Raw genomic sequence first — 24792 nt, forward strand, 5'->3', positions numbered from 1 at the left:
TATTATCTACTCTTTTTTCTGCGCTAACAATTCAAGTCCACGATTCATTTCATGAAGAGCCTCTTCATCTTTCTCACGTTCCATCGCTTTTTCAATTGCTTCGCCTACTCCATCTCCGCCAATTTTCCCAAGTGCCCATGCTGCTGTTCCGCGAAGTACTGGCCTTGGGTCATCTTTCATAACACCGATTAAATCAGGAATTGCTGCTGTTTCTTTAAAATGTGCAAGTGCTAAAATAGCATTTCGTTGCAATGGCTTTTTACCTCTCCATGAACCAGACATAATTCCATACTTCTCTTTAAAATCACGATTACTAATTGTTAAAAGTGGTGTTAATAACGGTTTAACTAACTCAGGGTCAGGCTCCATTTCAGGATGATTGTGGAAATCCATTCCTTTATTTTTTGGACAAACCGTCTGACATGTATCACATCCATATATACGGTTTCCTATTTTATCGCGATATTCTTCAGGCAGAAACCCTTTTGTCTGTGTTAAAAATGCGATACATTTCTTCGAGTCTAACTGTCCTCCCTGTACTAAAGCACCTGTAGGACAAATATCAATACATTTCGTACAACTTCCACATTGATCTTCTATTGGCTGATCCGGAGGGAATGGGATGTTCGTAATCATTTCTCCTAAGTATACATACGAACCAAATTCCGGCGTAATAATAGCGCAGTTCTTACCACTCCATCCAATACCGGCACGCTCTGATACAGCTCGATCACTTAGTTCACCTGTATCGACCATTGATTTCACTTCTATATCCGGAAGTTTCTCGATTAAATACGCCTCTAACTTTTGCAAACGATCTCGTAAAACGAGATGATAATCTTGTCCCCACGAAGCACGACAAAAAATCCCTCGGCGCTCTCCACGCTTACTTAATGGTGCATTTTTTAATTTTGAAGGGTACGCTAAAGCAATCGCAATGATTGATTTTGCACCAGGTAGTAAAAGCTGTGGATTCGTTCTCTTCTCTATATCAGGCTCTTCGAATCCAGACTGATAATTTAATTGTTGCTGCTGGATTAATCGTTGCTTTAATTCCTCAAATGGTGATGCACTAGCAAACCCTATTTTATCTATACCAATCGTTTTACTATACGCAATTACTTCTTGCTTTAATTGTTCAAAATCCATTCTTTATCGCCTCCTCCGATGAATCCATCCCTTATGTAACGACTATATTGGTTAGTAATTCACTTTTGGAATACTATTCTTTACTTCTATTTTCGCATACAATTACGCTTTTCAAACATTAAAAAACGCAATGCCTCGTTTATCTTAGAAACGAAACACTGCGTTGATCACAATTTATTAGAAAAACATTAAATAAAATTTGGAGCGGGTGAAGAGAATCGAACTCTCGACCAGAGCTTGGAAGGCTCTTGTTTTACCACTAAACTACACCCGCAAATATGAAATAAATATAAGATATTAAAATAACTTATGTAAAGTAGTATAGCATGTAAAAAAATACGAAGCAAGAATTTTATCGAAAAAAGTCGAAAAAGTGATGAGATAACTCATCACTTTTTCAATTCTTTATCAATTGCCTTCTTCATACTATCGAAATCAGGGTTTGCAAGATTTCCATTTACATATACTGAAGGAGCACCTTGAACTTTTAATTTTTGAGCACGATCTGAATCTTTACGTACTTTGTCTTTCATTTCTTTACTGTGTAAATCTTTTTTAAACTGTTCTACATTAATTTTCGGAAGCTTTTCTTTCACAATATTAAGAAGTAATTCTTCTGTAATCCATTCTTCCGTATCTTTCTTTTGATTTTGATAAATCTCATCATAGAAAATCCAGAATGAATCTTGATCTTGTTTATAAATCGCTTCACCAGCGGCTGCACCTAAATCAGAGTCTTTTCCGATAAACGGGAAGTTAATAAAATATAACTGCACTTTACCTTTATCAATATACTCTTCTTTTAATCGTGGTAATGCTGTTACATCCCAAGTACGACAAGCTGGACATTTAAAGTCTCCAAACTCAACTACCTTAACTGGGGCATCATCTTTCCCTAGAGATTGTTGCGTAGAATAAGCAAACATCTCATTCCCTTTATCTTTCTTGTCATTTATGATGCTATACGCAATTGTTCCAATTACAATCAATACTGCGATAGAAAAAACTACACCAAGAACCATGAGTTTATTTGATTTCATATACATTCCTCTTTAAATTCATATTCTGTATACAGCATTGTACACAATACACATAATATCAACACTTATATACGTCACGCAATGAACACGCTCACATAAATTACAAAAACACAATAATTGTGACGATATTGTGTCACAATTTGTCACAATTTATTCAAAAAAAGAAGCTCCTCTGTAGGAACTTCTCTTAACTTACTGCTTTTTTACGCGCACTATTTAACATTGATTGCTCTATTTTTATATCATGACGAATTACTAGTTTCTCGCTAACTGCTTGCACATATTCATCATGATTTATATACCCTTCTTTCTCCATTAACCTTAAAACTACATTCCGTCTCTCAACTGCTTTATCATAATTTTGTGCAGGTGAGTAATAAGCCGGTGCTTTTACTACAGCAGCCATCATTGCACTTTCAGCCAGTGTTAATTGATTCACTTTTTTACCGAAGTAAAGGTTTGCTGCTTTTTCAATCCCCCATGCGCCTTCTCCGTAGTAAATATTACTTACATACAATTTTAATATCTCATCCTTTGTGAATGTACGTTCAATCTTTTTCGTATAAAAAATTTCTTTCCACTTCCGAGAAAATGTACGTTCATTAGATAAGAAAGCATTTTTAGATAACTGCTGTGTAATCGTGCTTCCTCCTTGCACAACACCACCAGCTTTTATATTCTCAATAGACGCCCTGATAATCGCTATATAGTCTAAACCGTTATGATGATAAAATCTTTTATCTTCTGTCGCAATAAATGCGTGTGTTAATGATTCTGGCACCTCTAAATTAGCAGGTACATGTAATTTACTAATATCACTTCGCTCAATCATTACATTTCCAACGAATAATAATGCAAAACTTAACAATAATAATAATATAATGGCTTTATAAAGAAATTTAGTTAATGGATTTAATGCAACTTTTTGATGATAGTTCACTCTAGATAATACTCGTTCTTTCATCTCGAACACCTCTTTTCCACACAGCATATATAACTCTTAACTTAAGAATACATTGTTGTAAAAGAATATCCCATCGATTTCTCTTACACGTACCTTACAACATTGTAAGGTGTAAAAATGTATTGTATCACAGTCCTTTTTTATCTACTATTCATATGAAATGTTGAATATACATTATTTATAGGCAGGCAGTAGGACTCTCCTTAATAATTAGTAACAGAAAAAGAATTAAGACCTCCATAACTATCTTCATAAAAAAGCTTAATTTAACTTTATTCTTTTATTATATCATTTATAAATTTATACTTTTAAACATCTAGCAATCTAAGTATATACGATATATCACTATTATACAGAACAAACGTTCCTAAAATCAATACTAGCTATCATACTGTCTCACTATTGGCTGACAATACAACTTCTCCCACTCATTAATAGCCCACACTTTATTATTGTGACCTTTTTCTGAAACAGTATACATAAAGAAAAGGTTAGCAATTTGAGGTGTCCTCAAATAACTAACCTAAACGTTACAATCTTCCTATAAGATTATATGGCTGCACTTCCCATGTTTCGTATGGAATGAACTGCGTTGCTTTCATCGCATCGAGTGTCCTTGATTTCATATGCGGACGCGTTATATACTCATCAATATTTTCTTCGTTTAAAGCAACAAATTTGGCTTCTTTTATTTCTTCAGGTTGAATTTTTATTTCACCACTAACATATGCTACTTTAAAGACAACAGCTAAAATATGCATAGAAGCGTTATAATACACTCCTGTAATTCCAATTGGCTTCACCGTTAAGCCCGTTTCCTCCATTATCTCTCTACAAACAGCTTGATCGAGGGCTTCTCCTTCTTCTACCTGGCCTCCAGGCATTTCCCACGTATCAGCTCGCCAGTGCACCTTTGTTAAAAGTACTTCATTCTTCTCATTTGTTAAATAACCTGATACAGCAACAATATGCTTTGGTGTTTTATGCTCCATAGAAATGCCTCCTAGAAATACAATTATTTCATGTACAATCTATAACCATATTCCCTACCTACAACAATACACCTTTAATAATTCATCATCTTAATTAACTTCACAAAAAAAAGACCCTATTCGTTAAACGAAAGGATCTTCTGTCTTATTATTCTCCTAAGTCTACGTTGTGGTAAACTTGCTGTACATCTTCTAAATCTTCTAATGCATCAACCATTTTTTCAAATTGTGCTTGAGCATCTTCAGGAAGTTCTACATCATTTTGTGCAAGCATTGTTAATTCTGCAACTGTAAATTCTTCAACACCAGCATCTTTAAGTGCAGATTGCACTGAATGGAATTGATCAGGTTCAGCATAAACGATAACAGAATCTTCTTCTTCTAGAATGTCACGTGCATCTACATCTGCTTCCATTAAAATTTCAAGAACTTCATCTGATGTTTTACCTTCAAGACCAATAACAGCTGTCGCATCAAACATGTAAGCTACAGAACCGTTTACGCCCATGTTACCACTGTTTTTGCTAAATGCAGCTCGTACATCTGCTGCAGTACGGTTTACGTTATTTGTCAGTGTATCTACAATTACCATAGATCCATTTGGTCCAAAGCCTTCATAACGAAGCTCGTCATAATTTTCTTCTGAACCGCCTTTTGCCTTTTCAATCGCACGATCAATAATTGTTCTTGGCACGTTGTATGTTTTCGCACGCTCTAATACGACTCTTAGTGTTTGATTTGATTCTGGATCTGGCTCACCTTGTTTTGCTGCCACATAAATTTCACGTCCAAATTTCGCGTATATACGGCTTGTATTTGCATCTTTTGATGCTTTTTTATCTTTAATATTGTTCCATTTACGGCCCATACTTTCCACTCTCTTTCCCGTTTTAAATCTACATAAAAATATTAATATAAAATATAATGTGTATTCAACACATTTTTAAAAGAAATATAAAAAGTTCATTTTTGATTCATATTACAGACATAATATAAATCACTATCATTTTGTTCTTTCGACAAGTTATATTATACATGAATTCCTAAGTTTATTACGAATTTTATAATCACATAGCATAATTTAACAAAAAAGACTCTAACATTTCTGTTAGAGTCTTTTTACATCGTCGATACCCCGTTGGTCGGGGTCGAACCGACACTCTCAAAGGAACACGATTTTGAGCCTTTTTAGGTGACATTTATATAGTTATATAGAGTGCTCCCCTTAAAATCCTTTATTTTAAAGCATTTTAAAAATTTTGAGCTTCTTTAAACATGATAAATTAAAATGAAACGGAGCCAAAATGGAATCACAATAAATAACTGATACTTTTTACTTTCATTTCTCCCTTGATTAAATTTATTATATTTCATTTATTACTTTATTTCTCGCTAAACAATAAGGAAAAGGGAAAAGTTACCATAACTTCCCCTGATTACTTCCTATTGCTGTATAATTAAAATAGGAAATTTTTTTTAGGAATTCAAAAATTTGAAAGAGGGATGGGGAGAGTTATTATGACACATTCAAATGAAAAAAAAGCACATGGTCTTAAAGGGATAGGAGAAAAACTAAACCCAACTATCTATCAAGTGAGATTCATGAAATTAGATGAACCAATTCAATTTGAGTCGTTTCCTGAATTAAAGGGATTAGGGGACTGGTTGAGTACTTCAACGCCAATGTGGTCGTGCCACTCAACTATGTACAAGTACAACAGAGAAGAGTTTGAAAAGAGGTTTTTAGAAATTACAAAATTAACAGTTGATAATGTGCTAATATCTACTGGTGGTGTCGGATTTAACTTCATGTCACCAGGATGGAGAGATTCTCTATAAAATGGAATTATATAAAGAGATAAAAATGAATGTTCATTTTTATCCCTTTAGTGTTTCACAGTCTGCTTCAACTGTATAACATGGGCTTTGATAGAGAAAAATTTTATACTTATCTTATTCATTTATAACTATTTCACCAACACACTAGCTCGTACATACTATTAGTGCCTATTTTGTAGTGCGATGAAAACATAAAAAGACTCTACACATTTGGTGTAGAGTCTTTTTATTACGCCGTTCATGATACCGATGGTCGGGGTCGAACCGACACTCCCGAAGGAACACGATTTTGAGTCGGTTATAGAATTTAATCCTTCCCTCAAACCATCGAAAATGTTGATATATATACGTTCTTGAACGTTCAATTTTAATTTAAACCAAATTACCACATACGACTATCTTGTAAATAAGTATATTTCGTTTAAAGGGGTTAGTCAAGTTGAGTAGTTCGACACGAAACGAGTTTCTTCCTATTATATAAGTGAATATATTATTTATTATATTTTCGTTCTTATTATCTTTATTAATCTGCCAAAATACCAATAAAAACAAAAACCATAACAATAATTATAATTAAAATCACGCCACAGCCAACCATATCCATGGTTTGCCCTTTATCAAATTGTTCTTTCCTCCTTTTATACTCTTCTGCTCCATATTCCATATTAATAAATTCACTGTTCCCAGACCGTTTATTTTCTTCTACTTGTTGCAAAAGTTTTGTGTATAATTTAATATCACATTCTATTAAATCTACATATCCATTATGATATTTAACTATTACATGAAACGTAGAATCATTTTTTGCAGACAAAGCCCCTGCTAATGCTCCTGCACCACCTAATGCAATGTTACCAATAACCCCTCGAACTACAGCACTTTGTACGTTTTTCACACTATCTTCACTCACAATTTCAACCATTGAAATATTCTGTTTCCATTTTCTAGTGTCAATATTTATCAATTCACTTTTCACTTTTTGTCCAACAATTAATTCTTGATTACGCCAATTTAATGTATACCCTTCTTTTAGTATCTGTCCTGTTACCGTCACCCCTGTAAATGGTTCTAATTTCCCCATACTTACGCCCACTTCCCTTTTATAAATTTCGCACTTTACTACTAAAAATATCATATTTTACCATACACATAAACTTCCTATTATGTAATATTTAAGATAAATTTATGTTTTTCCTTAAATCCCTTTATAAAAAACTGAATTTTCAATCTTTTATTGAAAAACAATTAGACACAATATCTATTATATTCTTTTCTTGCTATCATTATTTATAAGAATCTATAAGGAAAGAAGGAGGATATCATGGACGTTCAAACAAAGGGGAATGAGCAGATTACAAAGTTATTAGATAATTGGTATATAGAAATTCGTAAAAGAAATTTAGAAAATGCAAAGCAACTAAAAAAGGAAATTGATGAAAAGATTTCTAGTGTAGAAGATGATAAAAACGTACTTTTATACCATACCTTATTAAATTTCCGTTATCAATACTTGATGGACAGTTTAAGTATTGGCAAAGATAGTTTTAAAGAAATAGAATCTTTTGATATGCCAACAGATGAATTTTTATTATATTATTACCATTTTTTCAAAGCAATGCACTCAAACATAACTGGAGATTACAATTTAGCAAAAGAACATTATGAAAAAGCCGAAATTAAATTAAAACAAATTCCAGACCAACTTGAACATGCAGAATTTTATTTTAAACTTTCTACATTTAGTTGTCATAACCAACAATATGTTTTGGCACTTAAACAAGTATCTAAGGCAAAAGAAATTTTTTCTAAATACAACGGTTATGAATTAAATATTGGTTACTGTAATAACCTTTATGGATTAGCATGTATACATTTGAAAGAATATGAATTAGCAGAAGAATGTCTTATCTCTGCAATGGACATATTCCAAAAACAACAAGAAGAACAAGCAACCTTATATGTCCGCCACAACTTAGGTTTTATGTATGCAAATCAAAACCTTTCAGAATTGGCAATTCGCTATTTATCCGAAGTAACTGAAAAAATGCCGACAAACTATAGAGCAATTTTAATTGAAGCATGTGAACATGCAAAAATCGGTAATAAAGAAAAAGCATTAGAACTTTTAAAAACAGGTTTAGAAATTAGTTTAGAATTAAAAAATGAAGAATATCAACATCGCTTTAACATCTTACTAGCAATAAACAATGAAGTTACTGGAGAACAATTAGAATCAATAATATTAGCAGGAATGCTTTATTTCGAAAAAGAAAACCTATACGAATACATTAATGAATATAATGAAAAATTAGCAGTGAAATTTTATCATGAAGATAATCATTTAAAGGCAAGTAAATATTTTTATCTAAGTTCAAATGCAAGAGAAAAAATTCATGATAAGGGGGCATTAAAATGAAAAAAGTAATAATTAGTTTAATGGGGATTATGACCGCACTAACATTAACGTTTGGCGTACTGGATTCTAAAGAGCCATATCAAACTACCAATATTGTAAAACAAATGTCAGATGGTCATACTGGTGGTTAATAAGTTGAATTAAAAGGGTGGTTATAAAATAGATAACCACCCTTTTTTATTTTCATACTTCTTTAAAATCTTTAATTAAATAATTTATTTCGCTTAAAATATCTTTTAAAGTTCATTTAAAACATTTTTTTATTATGTAAAAGAAGGGGCAAAGCCCCACCGAACGAAGTGAGGTAATGAGCCGAAGGCGAATCAAAGAGCGTTAGCGAAAGAAGATAGGGGAGCGTTAGCGACCTTCCTTTTATACTATCTATTCTTTTTACTATCTATTTTCTATACCTATCACTTTTTGTCCATTTTTGAGACACTTTTTGATATAGGTTTGTCAGTTTATGTCCTAAAAATGGACACTTTCTGATAAATTAATATCAGTTTATGTCCAAAAATAGGACACTTTCTGATACCCCGTTGCATTTAAAAAAATCCATTTAACACTCCAAAATGTCCAAGAGAGTATCCAAATTGCAATTAGGTACTTTTGGGACCATGAAGACACCATATGGTTGCTACATTTTAGTTTGTTCGATTATTTGCTAACTTTATATATATTAAACCCAATCACGAAAACGAAAATCAAAAAGATTCATTACTCAAAAAAACGACCTCTCAAATTCGCTTGTACTAGATTTTAAGAATCAACTTCATACGAAACATCATGAATTAATCAAAACGTCATAGAACGAAAAAAAAGAGCACATCATAAGATATGCCCATATTTCTATTACCAAGGTGAAGGTTCATCTGGTAATGCTTTTAATTGGTCGCCAGAGTATCGTTTTGGCTGTAAATAAACTGTTGTTGTACCGTCTGTATAGATAGATTCAATTATTACAAACCACTCACCAAATTTATCCTTACCAAGAATGCAAGATTCATCTTCTTCAATGTATGTTTTTTCAATAACATCTTCACCCCAATTATCTATACCAACTTGTATACGATAACCACTAAAACCATCCCAATTAGTTTTCTTTAATTCTTCCGACCATGTTAAAAGACCGTTTCCAGAAGATGAATCATTATATGATTTTGCTGTCACTTCTGTTGGTTCTGCTCCTGTTGGAAGATTGCTTGCAATATTTTCCTTATAAACATATATAACATCAATATTGCCTTCAATATATGTTCCAGATGCATTTGCAGGTGTTGTTTTTAATATATATCCATCTATTGTTTTTGCTGACGTTGTATATGTTAAACCTACATTGCCAGTTAATGAATCTGATGGTGCAATTTCAACGTTTGATTCATTAACATGTTTAACGGTTATTGTCCCTTTTGGCTCTGGTGGAATGCTTCCACGTTGATAGAAAGTATAATCAATTTGGCTTGCCCAATCAGAAGGTTTTGTTGTGCTTGATGACCAATAAATATTATTAACGTAGTCAGATGCAGAATTTCTATTTCCTAAACGACAAGTAATGTTAAGGTATCCTTTCTTTTCGATAGATACACCAATAATGTCGTAGTTTCGCTCTCCTAAAACAATTTGACCATCACCTTTACCAACAACCTTAATAATTCTTCTTGTGCTAGGTGTATCTCTTACAAATATATGAATCTCTGAATCAACTGTAACCATTGATACTGTACTTTGATAATGTGTTGTATAATCACTTGTACGTTGAATGATTGCAGGACATTTTAAAAGATATTTGCTTGTTACATCTGCATAATACAAGTTAAAGATAACATCATGCTCACACTGTCTCATAATTCCTTTATACGATTCTGTTCGTGGTACAGTTACTTGATTCCAAATCATCCAATACATACTATCGTAATAGATGTAATCGCCACGCATCATAGGGAAATCAGTTGAAAGATATTTATCATTAAACTCTGTAGTGTCTGTATTTGTAATGATTCCATGATTCTTTTCACCATTCACAAATACTTCTTCACCTGCTAAAGACAACATGTTGTTGAAGTCATTGTATTGTGTCTTAAAAATATTAAACTTATCCATTGTTATCCTCCTTTCTTATTGGAATAAATTGAAGAAATTGCTAGGTGCAGAATCTTCATTTGGCATTTGACGAATCGTTTTTTCCAGTTGGTCAATTCGTGACTGCAAATACTTAGCAAAACTGTCAATTGTCATGTCGTCTTGTCGGTAATTTTTGATTAAATGTGGTTGGTTTGCAATTGAATTTAAGATTGATAGTGCAGTCGCATAAATCGCTTTCTTATTGGCTTTTGACGACGCATTGTAAGTTGCATCACCGTTAATTCCTTCTTCTTCTAAGTACACAAGTAATTCTTCATACGGTAATTCAATACCACCTATTTCCATTTGTAATCTTTCGATATTATCCATATCTATATTCTCCTTTGTAATTGGTTTGTTATATATTAAACATTCGTGAGAGTTGCAAACTAATTGATTGATGTACTCTTGAATGTGAGTGGGTATTTCTAATGGCTCATTGTTATAAAGCCAGATTCCTTCATATGTGAATACGAATATATGTGTTTTAGCGTTGTAGTGTTCTGCAATGTAGAATCCATTCAGTTTGATTCCATTAACTTCATATTCCATGTTCTCATCATCTTCAAAATGAACAAGAGTTGTATCACATGGAGTAAATGACAATTCTTGATACAACATGTCTGCAACATATGGATAAATTGCTTCATATTGTTCTGTTGTCATTAATGGACGTTGTTTGACTGGATTTAATGTTGGGTACATTGATTTGATTTTGTTTTCGAGATATAATAGAGATTGACTAGGTAAATTTAGGATAGAATCAAACATCATGGATTCTCCTTTCTGAAATTTTTTAGGGTGTGTGTTGAGAGGTTGGCTATAGGAGCATTGGGCTAACATGGGGTAAATGGTTTGTTCGTTTTACTCACTCAACAGGACGAAAAATGAACAATACACGAATAAATAAGTACCCCTATAATACTAATTATAGGGTAGTTTACATAATTAAGGTTATAGGAAGTCCTATCGCACGAACATTTATTGACTATTACGTCTGATTGTTCGTGTTTTGTTTTATTTCCGTTTGTATCCATTTCATTCAAAACTCACTCATCTACTCATTAAAAACCACACAAAAAGGAGTGAATCGAACACACATTCGACAACACTCCTCCCCAGATTTTTCTATGTTTTTTGCCACCGCTAGGTTGTATATACAGGCGTATAACTTAAAAGTGTGTGGTGTCAAAGCGATTACCTTTATCAGAAAATACTGTTATAGTGCGGTTTCCACCAACTGCACCACTCTGTATCCCTCACAACCATCACACCTGCTTACTACTTAACTATATCCTCTTGATTAGTCATAACATCTTCATTTGCAACCTTCGTTTACACTTGTTCACTGACTTGCTTATCCACTTGATTCACTTGCTCACGTTCAAGTATACGCTTCAACTCTAGGTGTTCATTGCTAACGTATGGACTAATCTCAACTAATGACTCGATACTCATTGCACCAACTTGATACAACTTAACTAAGTTATCAATGACCTCTGTCTCATTGACTGGTCTTGCATAGTGGAATACCATGTCTAATGACTCAATAGCATCTTCATTGTGTGCCTTGCCTTGCTTACCTAACAGCCCCACTACCATGTCATTGCGTTGCTCTAGTCCCTCTCTCAAGTACCGTTCGTTGATACCTGCTTTCATATCAGCAAGTTGATACAGCATTCTCATACTCATCTCACTTAGATTACTTACATCAGAAGCATTCAATGCCACAGCAGGAACGCTGGCAATGTTAATCAGTTGTTGCATAAGAGTATTGAAGATGACCTCGAATGCCTTATGATTGACACCGTTACTTACCATCTTGAAATCTGCATCGTTGTCTAAAGTTATTCCACCACCAACAATATGTGGGTTTAATCCTTCTCCTTTTAATTGTTGTCCAATAACAACTGGAATTGGATTATGGTGTTTGTAGAATGAATCGCTAAACTTAGATAACAAATCCTCCATTGAATCAATGATGTTAATGAAGTCATCTAAATCACTCTTTCCAAATGTCGTGCTTAATTCATTATCTGTTTTATAGTGAATTGGCAGACCGCTAACATTTTTATAAGAACCCACAACAAGTAGTTCAACACCTCCAATTGTTGAATACTTCACTACTTCCTCTGGTGTATAGACAACATAGAAATCACTCTCTAATGAAGTATAATACTCAACGAATGCAATCATGTCGTTCTCATCGTTATAGATAGGGTATCCACATTCAGTAGGGATTACCTTACTACTCACGTTCCCATTATCTTTGATATACACATACTCATATGCATTTCCATACTTCACTAAGTTATTCAACAGGTCGAAATCAATCTTGTCATAATTTCCTTTCTTGTATACTCTTTGCATGTCGCCAACAATATTTTCTTCACCTGTAAAAGTTAGCGGTTTTTTTAATAGGTAAGTTGTTTCAAGGTTCACAATTAATTTTGCATATTGTAATACAACTGTACGTGGTTCATATATTTTACCATTGTAATTTTCCACGACACGATTTGAAATCGCATGTCTACCATCTAGATATTTTTTCTTTTCGATTGTATCCAAAATTCTTTTTTGATTTTCAAAATGGGATACCTCATCAACAAACCAAAATGGATTTCCATTATGGATTGTTTTAATATAATCCTGTAAATTCATTTTTTCTTTCCTCTTTCTTATTTTAATAATGAAAAACCCCTCTTTATTGAGGGATTTCTACATACCATTTATTTTGTTTGATACCTTGAATTGCCAGTCCAATTGCAATTACTAGGTCATCATGATTATTTGCACCTTTTTTATTTCCTTGTTTCCCATCCACTTCAACGAATATTTGCATTTCTTTCAATGTCTTGTCACAGTTAATCAGAATCACTTCGCACTCGAATTGTTCTTTTAAATCTGTAATCATAATCGTTTTGTTTAATTGATTTGTTAGGAAACCTTTTTTAGATATTTTTCTACCTTGTTGTTGGTCAAAAATTCTTTGCTTATATAAATTTAGATATTCATATTCCTTCCACAATCTTTCTAAGATTGGAGTTCCAAATGAGTTTCTTTCAACAGTTACAAAAGCATAGTTATACCATTTTCCAATACAATCTATAACCCTAGCAAAATCCCAAACAGATACTTTATTATCATAAAAACTTAATACCTGTTCACCTTCTTCATTTAGGAGTGCCAGCGTACTATTATCATTTCCGCTACCGCTTGCAGTATCTACGCCTGCATAATATTTGACACCTTTTTTCGGTAATTCATAAATCATTAACGATTTGCCAACATATTTTGCAAGTATTTCTGGAATTTCTGATTTAATGTTTTTATATTCTAAAGGTTTGGCAACATATTTTAATCTATTAACAATCATTTGTTGGTCAAATACGCTGAAACCACTACTAATAAAGGATTCCATAGGTGTTGCAGGAAATTCTTGATAGAATTGTTGTAAACTCATATCAAGTAGTTTCCATCTACGCCACATCAATTGTTTTAATGTTGCACCCTGCTCATGAAGATAAATTTCTTCTGGCTCTAAATCCTCTTTAGTAAGGCGATTTCCTTTATTATTTGTTTTGTACCATGTTTCCGCTTCATCATAATCATCTTTGAATTGTTTTGCGTATGAAGAAGAATAAAAGGGGAAGAAAAATGGTTTGTACTTTGACTTTCCCTCATATGCGTTCATGAAGAGTTTTTGATAGGAGTTGAAACCGTTTGAGGTTGTTTCAATTACTAATTTTGATGTTTTACTCTTTGCCAGTGATTGTTCTGCTGATAATAAAATTGAATCTTGATTTTCATAGAATGCAAACTCTGATAAAAGAATGTATTCATATGTTGTACCACGACCAACATCTTTTCCTCCTGCTGTTGCAAGCGTAATAGATGAGCCATTATCAAATTTCATTTGTCCCCTGTTGTTTTGTACGTCTTTTGGAAACTTAAATCTGTCATGTGGCAGGTCATCGTACATCATTTTTAATTTGTCAAATAATGATGTTGACGATTCCTGTTTATAGGAAACTATCATATAGTTTGTACGTGGTCTGTTCATTGCCATCCATAAACATAAAGCCAGTGACATTGTACTAAATCCAATTTGTCTTGCCTTTGCAATTACGTTAAAGCGTTCCATTTCTTCAATGAATTGTTTTTGTTGGTCATTAACCTTAAATGGTATGTAATCACCTGTATTGGTAGTGATTTTGACGAAATTTTGTAGCCATAATACAGGGTCTTCATTAATTAATTTTAGTTTTTCTGCTGTAGTAGGTTTTCTTGCCATTATACAATCAGCCCATCGTCTTCTGGTTCTTCATCTACTTTAGATAATTCCGCACTCGCTTTAATAATACCGCTGATTTCTTTGTTAAGAGTTAATAGCAACTTAACCTGTTTCTCATCACCTGTTAATGCTTTTTCTCTCACAACTTTGTAAATAGTATGTATATCATCAATCATTTTAGATTGTAAATATAGTGCCACCAAATTTGCATACTCTGGTGTCTTTTCCCAATTTGTAAAACCATTCATAGTTTTTCTACCAACTGAAATAAGAAATTCTTCTTCATTTTTTGGCTGAATAGTTTGATTGAATCGTGTATCTGGGAATTTATAATTAAAATACATTCGATTCTCTTTTGTAACTTTCTTTAATGCTTCCTTTAATGTCATTTTACTTAAACCTCTTTCTTACATACATTCATCAAAGAAATCCCATTTTGGTTCCTTCGCTTTTTTCTCTGCACGCCTCTTTGCTTGATGTTTTTGCCATTCTTCCATGTCAACACACTCTTCTTGTTCCATCTGTGCTTCCATACACTTAAAATGTGCTTCTACTTGTTTTTGATTAGATAGATAATCTTGATATTCTGTTTCAAGTTTCTCTTTAATCCAACCTTGACCTGCCTTTTCAAGAATTTCGAATTTCTTAGTGCCTGCTTGTTTTACAACGTCACATTCAGTTTCTTTCCATGCTCTGTAACCTTTCCAATCAAATTTGACTGTTTTGTCAAAGATTTCTCCAAAAACAACATCATCAAATTTAACCGATAAGTCGGTTACCTTTTCTTTCTCTCTTTCAAGGAAAGATAAGTTTTTATTTGTTTCTTCAATTTCTTTTAAATCTGTCTTAACAGACGTACTTTTTACATATTGATTTGTTTCTTGTTTCCATTGCCCATTTTCATCTTGATACTTCTTACCAGAAACCTTTGTTAGAAATGTACAATCGTTAATAATTTCTCTTGTTCTTGTATTACCTAATTCCAATACTTCACACCATTCTTTATCGCAAATAGCGTATTCGAATTGTGCGTTATTTCTCCAATTATGGTAAGCCATAACTATTAAGTGATAATCATTTTTTTCTGCTAGATTGTATTCACTTGCTTTAATTTCCGTATAACCTTTAAATGTAAATGGTTTCTGCTTCCAATCAACTTCGCTTTTTACTTCAACACTTTTCATTACATCATTGATAGTGACCGTAAAATTCTCTTTCTTAACATCATTCTTTGCACCATCTTTGAATGTAATTGTGATGTATCCTTTTTCTGATAGATTGCTTAATGCTTTTGCCACTTTTTTCTTATCACGACTTGCACTTGTTGTTTCCCAATTTAAATCCTCAATGATGATTTCAATATTTGTTCTTACAACCATCGTTCCAACTTGCTTTGCAAATTGAAGATAAGCAAACACCTTTAACTCATCGTCGTTTAATTTGTACTCTGTACCAAACCCAAACGCCACGTTTGGAATTTGAATATAATTATCTGTTGTCATTTTCATTTTAATTACCCCTTTAATTTAATTAACATTTATATATTATTTGTTTTTAAAACCTAATTTTTCGCTACGCTCATTGTATTCATTTAAAGCGTTTAGCAACTGCTCATCACGTTCGAATAACCAAAAACGCTTATTAGTTGTATCGTGGAATGCTGTGCAAATATATTTAATTCCTTTCTCGTATCTCAAAAACTCATGTAAGTTAGTTGAATAACAGAAAAAATATTTGTTCATGTCCATATATATCTTCCTCTCTTTGATTTAACTGTTGATTACATCAACGTCATATTTAATTCATTTTTGCCTGTCAAAGCATATGAAAATGGATTGTAATTGATTTCAATAACACCATTGTTATATTTACTTTCACCGTTTAAATCATACGATTTGCGAGTAAATTCTCTTCTAATTTCAAATTGTTTATTTGGAAGAAGGATATCCAATTCTAACAATTTACTAATACCATCTAAATCCATTTTGGTTTTTAAGAAACCGCTGTCATTTAAGAATATTTTTTTAGAAGAATCATATCTTCTTTTGACCTCTACGAAATCCATTGATTTATGTCTTTCTTGTAAATAAATCATTTCTTCCAATCCCATTTTTTCTAGCCATTCACATTGCACCTTTTTAAATCCTTTGTAGTATCCTAAAAAACTAGAATCAATTGACATGAGCATTAACTTTCCATCTTCTGTTGAAGGTAATGGTAAGTCGTATAGTGACCACAATAATAATGTTGTACTCATTGCATATTTGTCTGTGTAGTTATCTCTTGAAATTCTTCCAATTACGTTTAGATTTGCACTCATAATGTTTGGTTGACTGCTTGAAGAAAGCATTGTCACGTGGTTGTCGAATGTTCTGCCATTTACAAGGGCAATATCAACACCAACTGCTTTGCGTGGGTCTTTCTTATTTGTGGAGTAAAGATTATGGAAGTCATAGAAATGTTCCACTTCCCAACCTTTGACGTTTTTGAGGATTGTTGCACCTGCCAAACTATCAATATCATCACTCATACATACTGTAAAATCGTTTTCCTCAAATACCCATTGAGGAAATTTGTTTTTTAAATCTTGCTTCATAAATTAGCGAAAGTGTAACTTTCACTCTTAAAACTTTTGCACTAATTTATGTTTTTAATGTTTGATAAAACCTTAATTTTATCTTTATATTTAATTATCAAATTTTATAAATGTTATTCCTTTATTCCCTTTTACTCACGTGCTGATTGAGTAAAAGAGTTAAGTTTCTACTACTTCCACATATTTCACTCCTTTAATTTATCTTTTTTTATTTATTTGGATGATTTCCTCACCCTGTATATAGTATAATATTTTTTGTTACACATCTCAATTTTATGTGTTACATAAAATCCAATTGTCAAGTATTTTTTAGAAGTTATCTATAAATTCTTTGTACTTAACAATTTTTGCTCTATCCATTTCGCAATTACCAGTTTCATATTGACTAATTAATGATTGTGAGCAACCAATGTATTCTGCAATCTGTCTTAATCTAATGCGTTTCTTTCTACGCTTTAAAACATATTCATCTTTAGTGTTCACTTTGATTTACCTCCATCATTGAAATTTTTAAATAAGATTTAAAATAATATAGGAGAGGGCGAACCCTCTACCATATACTATTATTTGTTACACTTAATCTATTGATTAAGAAGTTTTTAAGTTGTAAACTGCAACTGATTTCTTACTACCAACTTCAAGTGTTGCTTCTGCTACTACTTGACCTTTGATAGAATCGCCTGTTTTACCTAATTCTTCGAATTTTGGTTGACGTAAGAAAGCAATTTTAAGAGCGTTTACATCGAAAGCCACGATTTTATCTGCTGGCATGAAACGGTCTAATACAAAGTTCATTGTACCGTAAGCAGTTTCAATAGAATTAACTACGATACCGAAGTCATTTGTAACGTGGTTGTAGTTGTAAGAACCTTTGTAAAGGTCATCAATTTGGTCTTTGATGTCTTGACCAACTAATGCGTAAAACTCACCGTTTTCGTTACCTGCTTCAAATAATTTACGTGCTAATGATTTGATTTCTTTTTCAGTTACAACGTTTAATGTAGCACCGTTTACAACGTTACCTGCATCAACGAATTTTAAAAGACCATCCATTTGACGTTTTCCAGAAGTACCATCGTTTTTAGTACCACCGATTAATTTTTTCTCAATACCGATTGCTAATTCAACTAAACGGTCTTGAATTTCTTGATTGAATAAATCTCCAACTTTACCTGTTGCTTGTGCAGTACCAGATACTTGTGTCGCTTTCATGAAGATTTCTTGTACGTTGTTAAGTTCAGCACGTACTGATTCAACGAATGCTGTAGCATCTGCACCCTCTGCGATTGTGATATCAGCAGTAGCGTCTAATACTCTTTCTCTCCAAGTGTGGAATTTAGCAAGTGAATCAACAAATTGACCTTTGCTAATTAGTAATGACATTAATGGAGTTGCTTTTGGAGAAACTAAAGCGATTTCATCTGTAAGATGAATATTTTCTTGTGTAGTTAATTTTTTAGAATCTAACATTCTAATTCCTCTTTTCTTTTATTAAAAATTTAATTTTTGACCAATCATGCTTTTAACATCTTTATTCTTTTTTGCAATTGAATAACCATCTACTTGCTTATGATTTGTCGGTTGATAACCATTAGCCAACTCTAGTTGACCAACAATCTCTTTTAACTTTATGATTTGATTATTTAATGTTTCTGTATCATCTACAGAAACGTTAATGAAGTCGGCGAAAACTTCAACGCCTTCTTCTTTTAAGGTTTGTGCAACCTCTCTTTGCCAAATTGATTCTAACTTTTGCTGAATTTTAATTTCATCATCTGTTAATTCTTTTGGCTTGTATTGTGATAACTCATCAATCTTTTCTTGTAGTACATCTACTTCTTCTTGCGAATAAGTTTTTTCTTCAACTACTTCTTCACTTTGTTGAGTTTCTTCAATTTCTGTTTCCTTAACATCTTGCACCTGTTCTTGATTATTGATTTCATCCATTTTTATTTAACACTTCCTTTTAATTCAAAAAAAATAGGAAACAGCATGGCTAATACTGTTTCCCAAGTTGACTATCACTAAGATAAAATCTTAGCAGGTTACAACGGTTAGCAGTCCATTGCAACTAATTTTAGGGTAATCCTTTTAAGGGGAAATGATATGCAAAAGGGATTGCATATATATTGAATTTTTTTAATCCGTAGGCAAAAAATATTGTTAATTTAGTGCCTTCATACATAAATAAATATATGGAAAAGTGTAACATTTTTAATACGTTATATGAAATTATTAAAGAATAAATATTATTATATCGCTGAAACCTTCATATTTTCTCTTGTGAGGTTTTAATAGTGTTTGAGGTGAAATAATTAGAAGAGATAAAAAACCACTCATACAGTTGAAATGAGTGGTTTAGAATCTATTTGAGATAACTTCTTTCCAGTTATCAAAGATTTTCTTCTCACAACGCTTTAATGTTTGTTTGAAGTTTGTTTCAGTTATTTCTTGATTTGTTAATATTGTCATCTGTTTCGCTATATGACGTTTCTTCAAAACAGGTGTACCGTCTTCTTTCCATCTGAAAGCACCTGTGTTATTTTCTTTTAAATCTCTTTCAATGATATTGTAAACATCTTGCACAAATTTAGTTTGTTTTGGTGTAAGCCATAAACTAAACGCTTCCAATCCTCCAACATGCTTCAATGTTTTTCCAAACATCATCATCCAAATATCTGTTTCTTCTGCTTTTGTTTCTGCTTTTACATATGTAGATTTATTTCCTTTACGGATACGCTTAACATTATCTCTCTTCATTTGTAATTCAATGAATTTCGTCAACATTGCTTTGTTTACATATTTAACCATTTCTTTTGTTTCTCTCTCACAATCCACTTTCTTAATTGCGTAAAGAAATGCCTCTTCAAACAATGGTAATAAATTATCTTTAGTTTGTTTAAAATCTGTTTTAAACTCATCACTATTTTGACTTAATCCTTCAAATTGGTTTAAAAGGTTAAAGAAGTCATATTGTGAATCTAGTAAATAATCTCTTACTTCCCTTTCATTAACGTAAATTGAAGAAAAATCATAATTATGCAATGCTCTCCAATCTAACTCAATCCAATCTGCTTCATATAAACAATCTAAAAATTCCCGCAACCCTTCAAAATCCTCTGCTTGATTGCTTCTTTCAGTTAAATTTCTAGCATTTCTTCTCGCAAAACAACTTTTCATCATAAACGCTTTAATACGATAAGCCACATATTTTAAACCCTCTTTTACTTCTGGTGCTTTATCATTGTATTTTAATGCCGTTAAATCCTCATCCACATAATTCACTAATGTATCTATAATCTCTGTGGATTCTCCAGTTTCTTGATACTTTCTAATTAATTCTTTCATACTTCATTCCCCTTATATCTATACATAGGTTCTCCCAAACCCTTAACTAAAGTATAACATTTTTTGTTACACTTGTCAAAAAATACGTTACGTTATTTGTTGACTTTTTAACTTTTTTGTGATTTTTATTTTTCTTGTTACTATTTTTAAGCAATTACGTATTTTTCTATTGACATGTGGTATCCGCCCTTCAACATTGGTTGAGTGGAAAGGACAACGGCTAGGGCAGAGAATGACTACCTTATATCGTAAAAACGAAAAAGTTAATACGATATAAAGCAGACGTTCATTGTCACTCCAACATTGTATATCGGGTTAAGGTTTCCGTATAGTAACACCTTGTTTGAACGTTAGATTTTCACCTACAACGAACTTTTTACATGTTATGCTTGTCCAACATGCTGAAAGATTTAGGGAAGGAATTGTACTACTGACATATCCTTAATTATTCGTAACCTAATATTATCTTTCATATTCGTTGCTACCTGTACCGTAGTACACCAAGCAACCTATACCAAACCGTTTATGGACGTTCTCTCCTAGACTATACTCAACGTAAACAAGGAAACGCTTTTGAGAGTATACGCTTAATTTTATGACATTGGCTTAGCAAACCTGCTCAAGTGTTTATCGTGGTGTTAGGTCATTCCCACGTTCGGAAACTACCGTACACTTCACCTAAAAAGGCATTACTAAAGAAACCTTGCATTCCTCGAATTTTTTCGATAAAATTAAGGTGCTAAATGTACGGCTTGTCCGTTATTTGGTTTTGAGTCGATTTTTTGAATTTTAGTCACCTATTGCAGTAGGTGGCTTTTTTCTTTTATTTATATTTATTAAGCATTTTTAAAGGAGAAAATTCTTTATGTTTCTCCTTCACATCATTGCTAAACAAGTTTACATATGTTCTAACCATATCCATTGTGGTATGTCCAAGTATTTGTTGCAGTTCAAATATTCCTGCCCCATTTTGAACGCTTAATTTGGCAAATGTATGCCTAAATGTATGAGGACTACAACGAACGCTCTTTATCTTCGCCATCTCTCCATACTTTCTAATTCGATTTTGTAACTGTCTTTTTGTCATAGGTCGATTATCAATTGAAATAAACAACGAATCTGTTTCTACAGACCCACGAATAGTTACATATTTCCTTAGTACCTCTTTCATATATGATTGAACTGGCACTAACCGTTCTTTATATCCCTTTGTATTACGAATATGAACAAACGAATCTTCCCACTTAATATCAGTAATAGTTATTCCAACAAGTTCATTTGCTCGCACACCTGTTTCTAATAGAAGTAACATCACTGTATAATCACGAAAACCTATAAAAGTAGTTAAATTAGGTTGTTTTAATAAACCTTTTATTTGTTCTTTACTGAATGTAGGAATGGCTTGTCTCCTCACACGTAAGAATTTAACACCTTTCATTGGATTCGACTTAATGTATTTTTCAGTATGAAGAAAGTTAAAAAACGCCCTAATTGCTCGTAAGCGTGTATTAATAGTGATAGGTTTTCTTTGTAGAACCTCTTTCATATAGAAAATGACGTTCTTCTTAATTATTTCACTAGTTATTTCAGTTGGATTTGTGGAGACAGATTGCTCCATGAGAAGTTTGTAAAACGTGGTCAACTCACTCCTATAATATCGAATAGTATGGTCACGTAAATTACGCAACTCACAATCATTAAGGAATAAGTGTAGAGCGGTTTTAAAGTTGAGTACGTCTAATTGTACAGAATCGTGAATAACCGCTAATTCTTTAACATCTAAATCATTATTACGTCTTTTCATAACAACCTTTTACCTCCCTTTGGTACATGATTCAGTACGCTTATTTAACAAGGAGATAATCGTATGTAATAAACCATTAAGAACACAAAAAAACGGCTCTTACTGAACGTAAGAACCGTTTAAATCAACGTTTACATGATACCGATGGTCGGGGTCGAACCGACACTCCCGAAGGAACACGATTTTGAGTCGTGCGCGTCTGCCAATTCCGCCACATCGGCACAATAATAAAGGCGGCAACCGGATTTGAACCGGTGATAAAGGTTTTGCAGACCTCTGCCTTACCACTTGGCTATGCCGCCATATGAAATTTTAATGGAGCGGAAGACGGGATTCGAACCCGCGACCCCAACCTTGGCAAGGTTGTATTCTACCACTGAACTACTTCCGCAAAAATGGCTGGGCTAGCTGGATTCGAACCAGCGCATGACGGAGTCAAAGTCCGTTGCCTTACCGCTTGGCTATAGCCCATCGATTTCTTACTTAATTATATGTAAGTATCAATTAGATTATTTGTAATTTTTAAAATAAAAATGGGGCGACTGATGGGAATCGAACCCACGAATGCCGGAGCCACAATCCGGTGCGTTAACCACTTCGCCACAACCGCCATGTTGTGTAAATATATTTGGCAGGGGCAGTAGGAATCGAACCCACACTGGAGGTTTTGGAGACCTCAGTTCTACCTTTAAACTATGCCCCTATGTAAATGGTGGAGGGGGGCAGATTCGAACTGCCGAACCCGAAGGAGCGGATTTACAGTCCGCCGCGTTTAGCCACTTCGCTACCCCTCCGAAACTTACATGGTGCCGGCTAGAGGACTTGAACCCCCAACCTACTGATTACAAGTCAGTTGCTCTACCAATTGAGCTAAGCCGGCGTATTTTATTAAGATAAATGGTGGCTCGGGACGGAATCGAACCGCCGACACGAGGATTTTCAGTCCTCTGCTCTACCGACTGAGCTACCGAGCCTTATTAAAATGGCGGTCCCGACCGGGGTCGAACCGGCGATCTCCTGCGTGACAGGCAGGCATGTTAACCACTACACCACGGGACCATTTGGTTGCGGGGACAGGATTTGAACCTGCGACCTTCGGGTTATGAGCCCGACGAGCTACCGTGCTGCTCCACCCCGCGATAATACTATTCATATAAAATTTATATGGTGGAGGATGACGGGATCGAACCGCCGACCCCCTGCTTGTAAGGCAGGTGCTCTCCCAGCTGAGCTAATCCTCCAAAGTGGTGACCCGTACGGGATTCGAACCCGTGTTACCGCCGTGAAAGGGCGGTGTCTTAACCACTTGACCAACGGGCCAAATATTATAAATCCTTATGGCGGAGAGCAAGGGATTCGAACCCTTGATACGCTTGTGACGTATACACGATTTCCAATCGTGCTCCTTCGGCCAACTCGGACAGCTCTCCAATGGCTCCGCAGGTAGGAATCGAACCTACGACCGATCGGTTAACAGCCGATAGCTCTACCGCTGAGCTACTGCGGAATAATATTGCCTGGCAACGTCCTACTCTCACAGGGACAAGGTCCCAACTACCATCGGCGCTAGAGAGCTTAACTTCCGTGTTCGGTATGGGAACGGGTGTGACCTCTCTGCCATCATTACCAGACATTATTCTTTTGAGACAATCATTATTATAACTTATCCACTTTAAAAGTCAACAAGTTTTTTTATGTTCTCTCAAAACTAGATAACATTGCTACATATTATATGGTTAAGTCCTCGATCTATTAGTATTCGTCAGCTCCACATGTCACCATGCTTCCACCTCGAACCTATCAACCTGATCATCTTTCAGGGATCTTACTAGCTTACGCTATGGGAAATCTCATCTTGAGGGGGGCTTCATGCTTAGATGCTTTCAGCACTTATCCCTTCCGCACATAGCTACCCAGCTATGCCCTTGGCAGAACAACTGGTACACCAGCGGTGCGTCCATCCCGGTCCTCTCGTACTAAGGACAGCTCCTCTCAAATTTCCTACGCCCACGACGGATAGGGACCGAACTGTCTCACGACGTTCTGAACCCAGCTCGCGTACCGCTTTAATGGGCGAACAGCCCAACCCTTGGGACCGACTACAGCCCCAGGATGCGATGAGCCGACATCGAGGTGCCAAACCTCCCCGTCGATGTGGACTCTTGGGGGAGATAAGCCTGTTATCCCCGGGGTAGCTTTTATCCGTTGAGCGATGGCCCTTCCATGCGG

At 34.1% G+C, this 24792-nt stretch carries 22 protein-coding genes, 16 tRNA genes and 2 rRNA genes (1 of these 40 running past the window's edge); 3 read left to right on the plus strand and 37 right to left on the minus strand.

The window, feature by feature from the left end:
• Positions 1 to 6 precede the first annotated feature (6 nt).
• From queG to ACP6L7_RS25280, 6 genes are all read right to left on the minus strand, one after another.
• Positions 7 to 1149, minus strand: coding sequence for a tRNA epoxyqueuosine(34) reductase QueG (queG, locus tag ACP6L7_RS25255; RefSeq protein WP_097832525.1), 1143 nt, complete (start codon positions 1147 to 1149; stop codon positions 7 to 9).
• Between the two features lie 200 nt (positions 1150 to 1349).
• Positions 1350 to 1423: transfer RNA gene (locus tag ACP6L7_RS25260), tRNA-Gly, on the minus strand.
• 115 nt (positions 1424 to 1538) lie between these two features.
• Positions 1539 to 2189 carry a DsbA family protein gene (locus ACP6L7_RS25265; protein ID WP_071743853.1) on the minus strand — a complete coding sequence of 217 codons (651 nt, stop codon included), beginning with the start codon at positions 2187 to 2189 and terminating at the stop codon, positions 1539 to 1541.
• 187 nt (positions 2190 to 2376) lie between these two features.
• Positions 2377 to 3153, minus strand: a complete 777-nt coding sequence (locus ACP6L7_RS25270) for a transglycosylase domain-containing protein (RefSeq protein WP_097832526.1) — start codon at positions 3151 to 3153, stop codon at positions 2377 to 2379.
• Between the two features lie 530 nt (positions 3154 to 3683).
• Positions 3684 to 4145, minus strand: coding sequence for an NUDIX hydrolase (locus ACP6L7_RS25275; protein ID WP_097832527.1), 462 nt, complete (start codon positions 4143 to 4145; stop codon positions 3684 to 3686).
• 148 nt (positions 4146 to 4293) lie between these two features.
• A complete protein-coding gene (locus ACP6L7_RS25280; protein ID WP_071743856.1) occupies positions 4294 to 5013 on the minus strand; it encodes a YebC/PmpR family DNA-binding transcriptional regulator in 720 nt (239 codons plus the stop codon).
• Positions 5014 to 5663: 650 nt separating this feature from the next.
• Here ACP6L7_RS25280 and ACP6L7_RS25285 point away from each other — a divergent pair.
• Positions 5664 to 5984, plus strand: coding sequence for a DUF3884 family protein (locus ACP6L7_RS25285; RefSeq protein WP_097832528.1), 321 nt, complete (start codon positions 5664 to 5666; stop codon positions 5982 to 5984).
• Positions 5985 to 6507: 523 nt separating this feature from the next.
• On the opposite strand, the gene ACP6L7_RS25290 is transcribed toward ACP6L7_RS25285, so the two are convergent.
• On the minus strand, positions 6508 to 7065 hold the full coding sequence (locus ACP6L7_RS25290) for a hypothetical protein (protein ID WP_430529465.1): 558 nt from the start codon (positions 7063 to 7065) through the stop codon (positions 6508 to 6510).
• A 240-nt stretch (positions 7066 to 7305) separates the two neighbouring features.
• Between ACP6L7_RS25290 and ACP6L7_RS25295 the strand changes: the two genes are divergently transcribed.
• Positions 7306 to 8400, plus strand: coding sequence for a response regulator aspartate phosphatase (locus ACP6L7_RS25295; RefSeq protein WP_430529466.1), 1095 nt, complete (start codon positions 7306 to 7308; stop codon positions 8398 to 8400).
• On the plus strand, positions 8397 to 8531 hold the full coding sequence (locus ACP6L7_RS25300) for a hypothetical protein (RefSeq protein WP_430529467.1): 135 nt from the start codon (positions 8397 to 8399) through the stop codon (positions 8529 to 8531). Before ACP6L7_RS25295 ends, ACP6L7_RS25300 begins: the two co-directional genes overlap by 4 nt.
• 721 nt (positions 8532 to 9252) lie before the next feature.
• Here ACP6L7_RS25300 and ACP6L7_RS25305 read toward each other — a convergent pair.
• From ACP6L7_RS25305 to ACP6L7_RS25450, 30 genes are all read right to left on the minus strand, one after another.
• Entirely contained in the window at positions 9253 to 10500 is a 1248-nt protein-coding gene (locus ACP6L7_RS25305) for a MucBP domain-containing protein (RefSeq protein WP_430529468.1), read from the minus strand.
• A gap of 15 nt (positions 10501 to 10515) precedes the next feature.
• A complete protein-coding gene (locus ACP6L7_RS25310) occupies positions 10516 to 11292 on the minus strand; it encodes a glutathionylspermidine synthase (protein ID WP_430529469.1) in 777 nt (258 codons plus the stop codon).
• Between the two features lie 564 nt (positions 11293 to 11856).
• Entirely contained in the window at positions 11857 to 13182 is a 1326-nt protein-coding gene (locus ACP6L7_RS25315; RefSeq protein ID WP_430529470.1) for a phage portal protein, read from the minus strand.
• Positions 13183 to 13225: 43 nt separating this feature from the next.
• Positions 13226 to 14815 (minus strand): terminase large subunit domain-containing protein, encoded by a 1590-nt coding sequence (locus ACP6L7_RS25320; protein WP_430529471.1) that lies wholly within the window; start codon positions 14813 to 14815, stop codon positions 13226 to 13228.
• The gene (locus ACP6L7_RS25325) at positions 14815 to 15204 is read right to left on the minus strand and encodes a hypothetical protein (protein ID WP_430529472.1); all 390 of its coding nucleotides are present in this window, start codon (positions 15202 to 15204) and stop codon (positions 14815 to 14817) included. Before ACP6L7_RS25325 ends, ACP6L7_RS25320 begins: the two co-directional genes overlap by 1 nt.
• 18 nt (positions 15205 to 15222) lie before the next feature.
• Positions 15223 to 16323: a hypothetical protein gene (locus tag ACP6L7_RS25330; protein WP_430529473.1), complete on the minus strand. Its 1101-nt coding sequence runs from the start codon at positions 16321 to 16323 to the stop codon at positions 15223 to 15225.
• A 36-nt stretch (positions 16324 to 16359) separates the two neighbouring features.
• Entirely contained in the window at positions 16360 to 16563 is a 204-nt protein-coding gene (locus ACP6L7_RS25335; RefSeq protein ID WP_098163828.1) for a hypothetical protein, read from the minus strand.
• A 32-nt stretch (positions 16564 to 16595) separates the two neighbouring features.
• On the minus strand, positions 16596 to 17411 hold the full coding sequence (locus tag ACP6L7_RS25340; protein ID WP_098835906.1) for a hypothetical protein: 816 nt from the start codon (positions 17409 to 17411) through the stop codon (positions 16596 to 16598).
• 309 nt (positions 17412 to 17720) lie between these two features.
• Positions 17721 to 17894, minus strand: a complete 174-nt coding sequence (locus tag ACP6L7_RS25345; RefSeq protein ID WP_430529474.1) for a helix-turn-helix domain-containing protein — start codon at positions 17892 to 17894, stop codon at positions 17721 to 17723.
• 105 nt (positions 17895 to 17999) lie between these two features.
• A complete protein-coding gene (locus tag ACP6L7_RS25350; protein WP_430529475.1) occupies positions 18000 to 18881 on the minus strand; it encodes an SU10 major capsid protein in 882 nt (293 codons plus the stop codon).
• Between the two features lie 21 nt (positions 18882 to 18902).
• Positions 18903 to 19358: a xanthine phosphoribosyltransferase gene (locus ACP6L7_RS25355; protein WP_430529476.1), complete on the minus strand. Its 456-nt coding sequence runs from the start codon at positions 19356 to 19358 to the stop codon at positions 18903 to 18905.
• A 411-nt stretch (positions 19359 to 19769) separates the two neighbouring features.
• Positions 19770 to 20759 carry a hypothetical protein gene (locus ACP6L7_RS25360; RefSeq protein ID WP_430529477.1) on the minus strand — a complete coding sequence of 330 codons (990 nt, stop codon included), beginning with the start codon at positions 20757 to 20759 and terminating at the stop codon, positions 19770 to 19772.
• An 823-nt stretch (positions 20760 to 21582) separates the two neighbouring features.
• A complete protein-coding gene (locus ACP6L7_RS25365) occupies positions 21583 to 22563 on the minus strand; it encodes a tyrosine-type recombinase/integrase (protein ID WP_430529478.1) in 981 nt (326 codons plus the stop codon).
• Positions 22564 to 22702: 139 nt separating this feature from the next.
• A tRNA-Leu gene (locus ACP6L7_RS25370) sits at positions 22703 to 22784 on the minus strand.
• Positions 22785 to 22794: 10 nt separating this feature from the next.
• Positions 22795 to 22865, minus strand: a tRNA-Cys gene (locus ACP6L7_RS25375).
• Positions 22866 to 22879: 14 nt separating this feature from the next.
• Positions 22880 to 22954 (minus strand) — tRNA-Gly (locus tag ACP6L7_RS25380).
• A gap of 5 nt (positions 22955 to 22959) precedes the next feature.
• Positions 22960 to 23034 (minus strand) — tRNA-Gln (locus tag ACP6L7_RS25385).
• Positions 23035 to 23097: 63 nt separating this feature from the next.
• A tRNA-His gene (locus tag ACP6L7_RS25390) sits at positions 23098 to 23173 on the minus strand.
• A 19-nt stretch (positions 23174 to 23192) separates the two neighbouring features.
• Positions 23193 to 23266 (minus strand) — tRNA-Trp (locus tag ACP6L7_RS25395).
• A gap of 7 nt (positions 23267 to 23273) precedes the next feature.
• Positions 23274 to 23357: transfer RNA gene (locus ACP6L7_RS25400), tRNA-Tyr, on the minus strand.
• Positions 23358 to 23367: 10 nt separating this feature from the next.
• Positions 23368 to 23443 (minus strand) — tRNA-Thr (locus ACP6L7_RS25405).
• 18 nt (positions 23444 to 23461) lie between these two features.
• A tRNA-Phe gene (locus tag ACP6L7_RS25410) sits at positions 23462 to 23537 on the minus strand.
• A gap of 9 nt (positions 23538 to 23546) precedes the next feature.
• Positions 23547 to 23622, minus strand: a tRNA-Asp gene (locus ACP6L7_RS25415).
• 3 nt (positions 23623 to 23625) lie between these two features.
• Positions 23626 to 23702: transfer RNA gene (locus ACP6L7_RS25420), tRNA-Met, on the minus strand.
• A gap of 26 nt (positions 23703 to 23728) precedes the next feature.
• Positions 23729 to 23804, minus strand: a tRNA-Val gene (locus ACP6L7_RS25425).
• Positions 23805 to 23808: 4 nt separating this feature from the next.
• Positions 23809 to 23883: transfer RNA gene (locus ACP6L7_RS25430), tRNA-Glu, on the minus strand.
• An 18-nt stretch (positions 23884 to 23901) separates the two neighbouring features.
• Positions 23902 to 23993, minus strand: a tRNA-Ser gene (locus tag ACP6L7_RS25435).
• 2 nt (positions 23994 to 23995) lie between these two features.
• Positions 23996 to 24070, minus strand: a tRNA-Asn gene (locus ACP6L7_RS25440).
• Positions 24071 to 24078: 8 nt separating this feature from the next.
• A 5S ribosomal RNA gene (gene rrf, locus ACP6L7_RS25445) occupies positions 24079 to 24194 on the minus strand.
• 101 nt (positions 24195 to 24295) lie between these two features.
• Positions 24296 to 24792 (minus strand): 23S ribosomal RNA (locus tag ACP6L7_RS25450) (it continues 2425 nt past the right edge of the window).

Origin of the sequence: Bacillus silvicola, from assembly GCF_050524305.1 — a bacterium.
Classification (GTDB): Bacteria; Bacillota; Bacilli; order Bacillales; family Bacillaceae_G; genus Bacillus_A; species Bacillus_A cereus_AT.

Coding starts and splice junctions, on each gene's coding strand:
- queG (WP_097832525.1), bottom strand. CDS start 1,149: ATGGATTTTGAACAATTAAAGCAAGAAGTAATTGCGTATAGTAAAACG.
- ACP6L7_RS25265 (WP_071743853.1), bottom strand. CDS start 2,189: ATGAAATCAAATAAACTCATGGTTCTTGGTGTAGTTTTTTCTATCGCA.
- ACP6L7_RS25270 (WP_097832526.1), bottom strand. CDS start 3,153: ATGAAAGAACGAGTATTATCTAGAGTGAACTATCATCAAAAAGTTGCA.
- ACP6L7_RS25275 (WP_097832527.1), bottom strand. CDS start 4,145: ATGGAGCATAAAACACCAAAGCATATTGTTGCTGTATCAGGTTATTTA.
- ACP6L7_RS25280 (WP_071743856.1), bottom strand. CDS start 5,013: ATGGGCCGTAAATGGAACAATATTAAAGATAAAAAAGCATCAAAAGAT.
- ACP6L7_RS25285 (WP_097832528.1), top strand. CDS start 5,664: ATGACACATTCAAATGAAAAAAAAGCACATGGTCTTAAAGGGATAGGA.
- ACP6L7_RS25290 (WP_430529465.1), bottom strand. CDS start 7,065: ATGGGGAAATTAGAACCATTTACAGGGGTGACGGTAACAGGACAGATA.
- ACP6L7_RS25295 (WP_430529466.1), top strand. CDS start 7,306: ATGGACGTTCAAACAAAGGGGAATGAGCAGATTACAAAGTTATTAGAT.
- ACP6L7_RS25300 (WP_430529467.1), top strand. CDS start 8,397: ATGAAAAAAGTAATAATTAGTTTAATGGGGATTATGACCGCACTAACA.
- ACP6L7_RS25305 (WP_430529468.1), bottom strand. CDS start 10,500: ATGGATAAGTTTAATATTTTTAAGACACAATACAATGACTTCAACAAC.
- ACP6L7_RS25310 (WP_430529469.1), bottom strand. CDS start 11,292: ATGTTTGATTCTATCCTAAATTTACCTAGTCAATCTCTATTATATCTC.
- ACP6L7_RS25315 (WP_430529470.1), bottom strand. CDS start 13,182: ATGAATTTACAGGATTATATTAAAACAATCCATAATGGAAATCCATTT.
- ACP6L7_RS25320 (WP_430529471.1), bottom strand. CDS start 14,815: ATGGCAAGAAAACCTACTACAGCAGAAAAACTAAAATTAATTAATGAA.
- ACP6L7_RS25325 (WP_430529472.1), bottom strand. CDS start 15,204: ATGACATTAAAGGAAGCATTAAAGAAAGTTACAAAAGAGAATCGAATG.
- ACP6L7_RS25330 (WP_430529473.1), bottom strand. CDS start 16,323: ATGAAAATGACAACAGATAATTATATTCAAATTCCAAACGTGGCGTTT.
- ACP6L7_RS25335 (WP_098163828.1), bottom strand. CDS start 16,563: ATGGACATGAACAAATATTTTTTCTGTTATTCAACTAACTTACATGAG.
- ACP6L7_RS25340 (WP_098835906.1), bottom strand. CDS start 17,411: ATGAAGCAAGATTTAAAAAACAAATTTCCTCAATGGGTATTTGAGGAA.
- ACP6L7_RS25350 (WP_430529475.1), bottom strand. CDS start 18,881: ATGTTAGATTCTAAAAAATTAACTACACAAGAAAATATTCATCTTACA.
- ACP6L7_RS25355 (WP_430529476.1), bottom strand. CDS start 19,358: ATGGATGAAATCAATAATCAAGAACAGGTGCAAGATGTTAAGGAAACA.
- ACP6L7_RS25360 (WP_430529477.1), bottom strand. CDS start 20,759: ATGAAAGAATTAATTAGAAAGTATCAAGAAACTGGAGAATCCACAGAG.
- ACP6L7_RS25365 (WP_430529478.1), bottom strand. CDS start 22,563: ATGAAAAGACGTAATAATGATTTAGATGTTAAAGAATTAGCGGTTATT.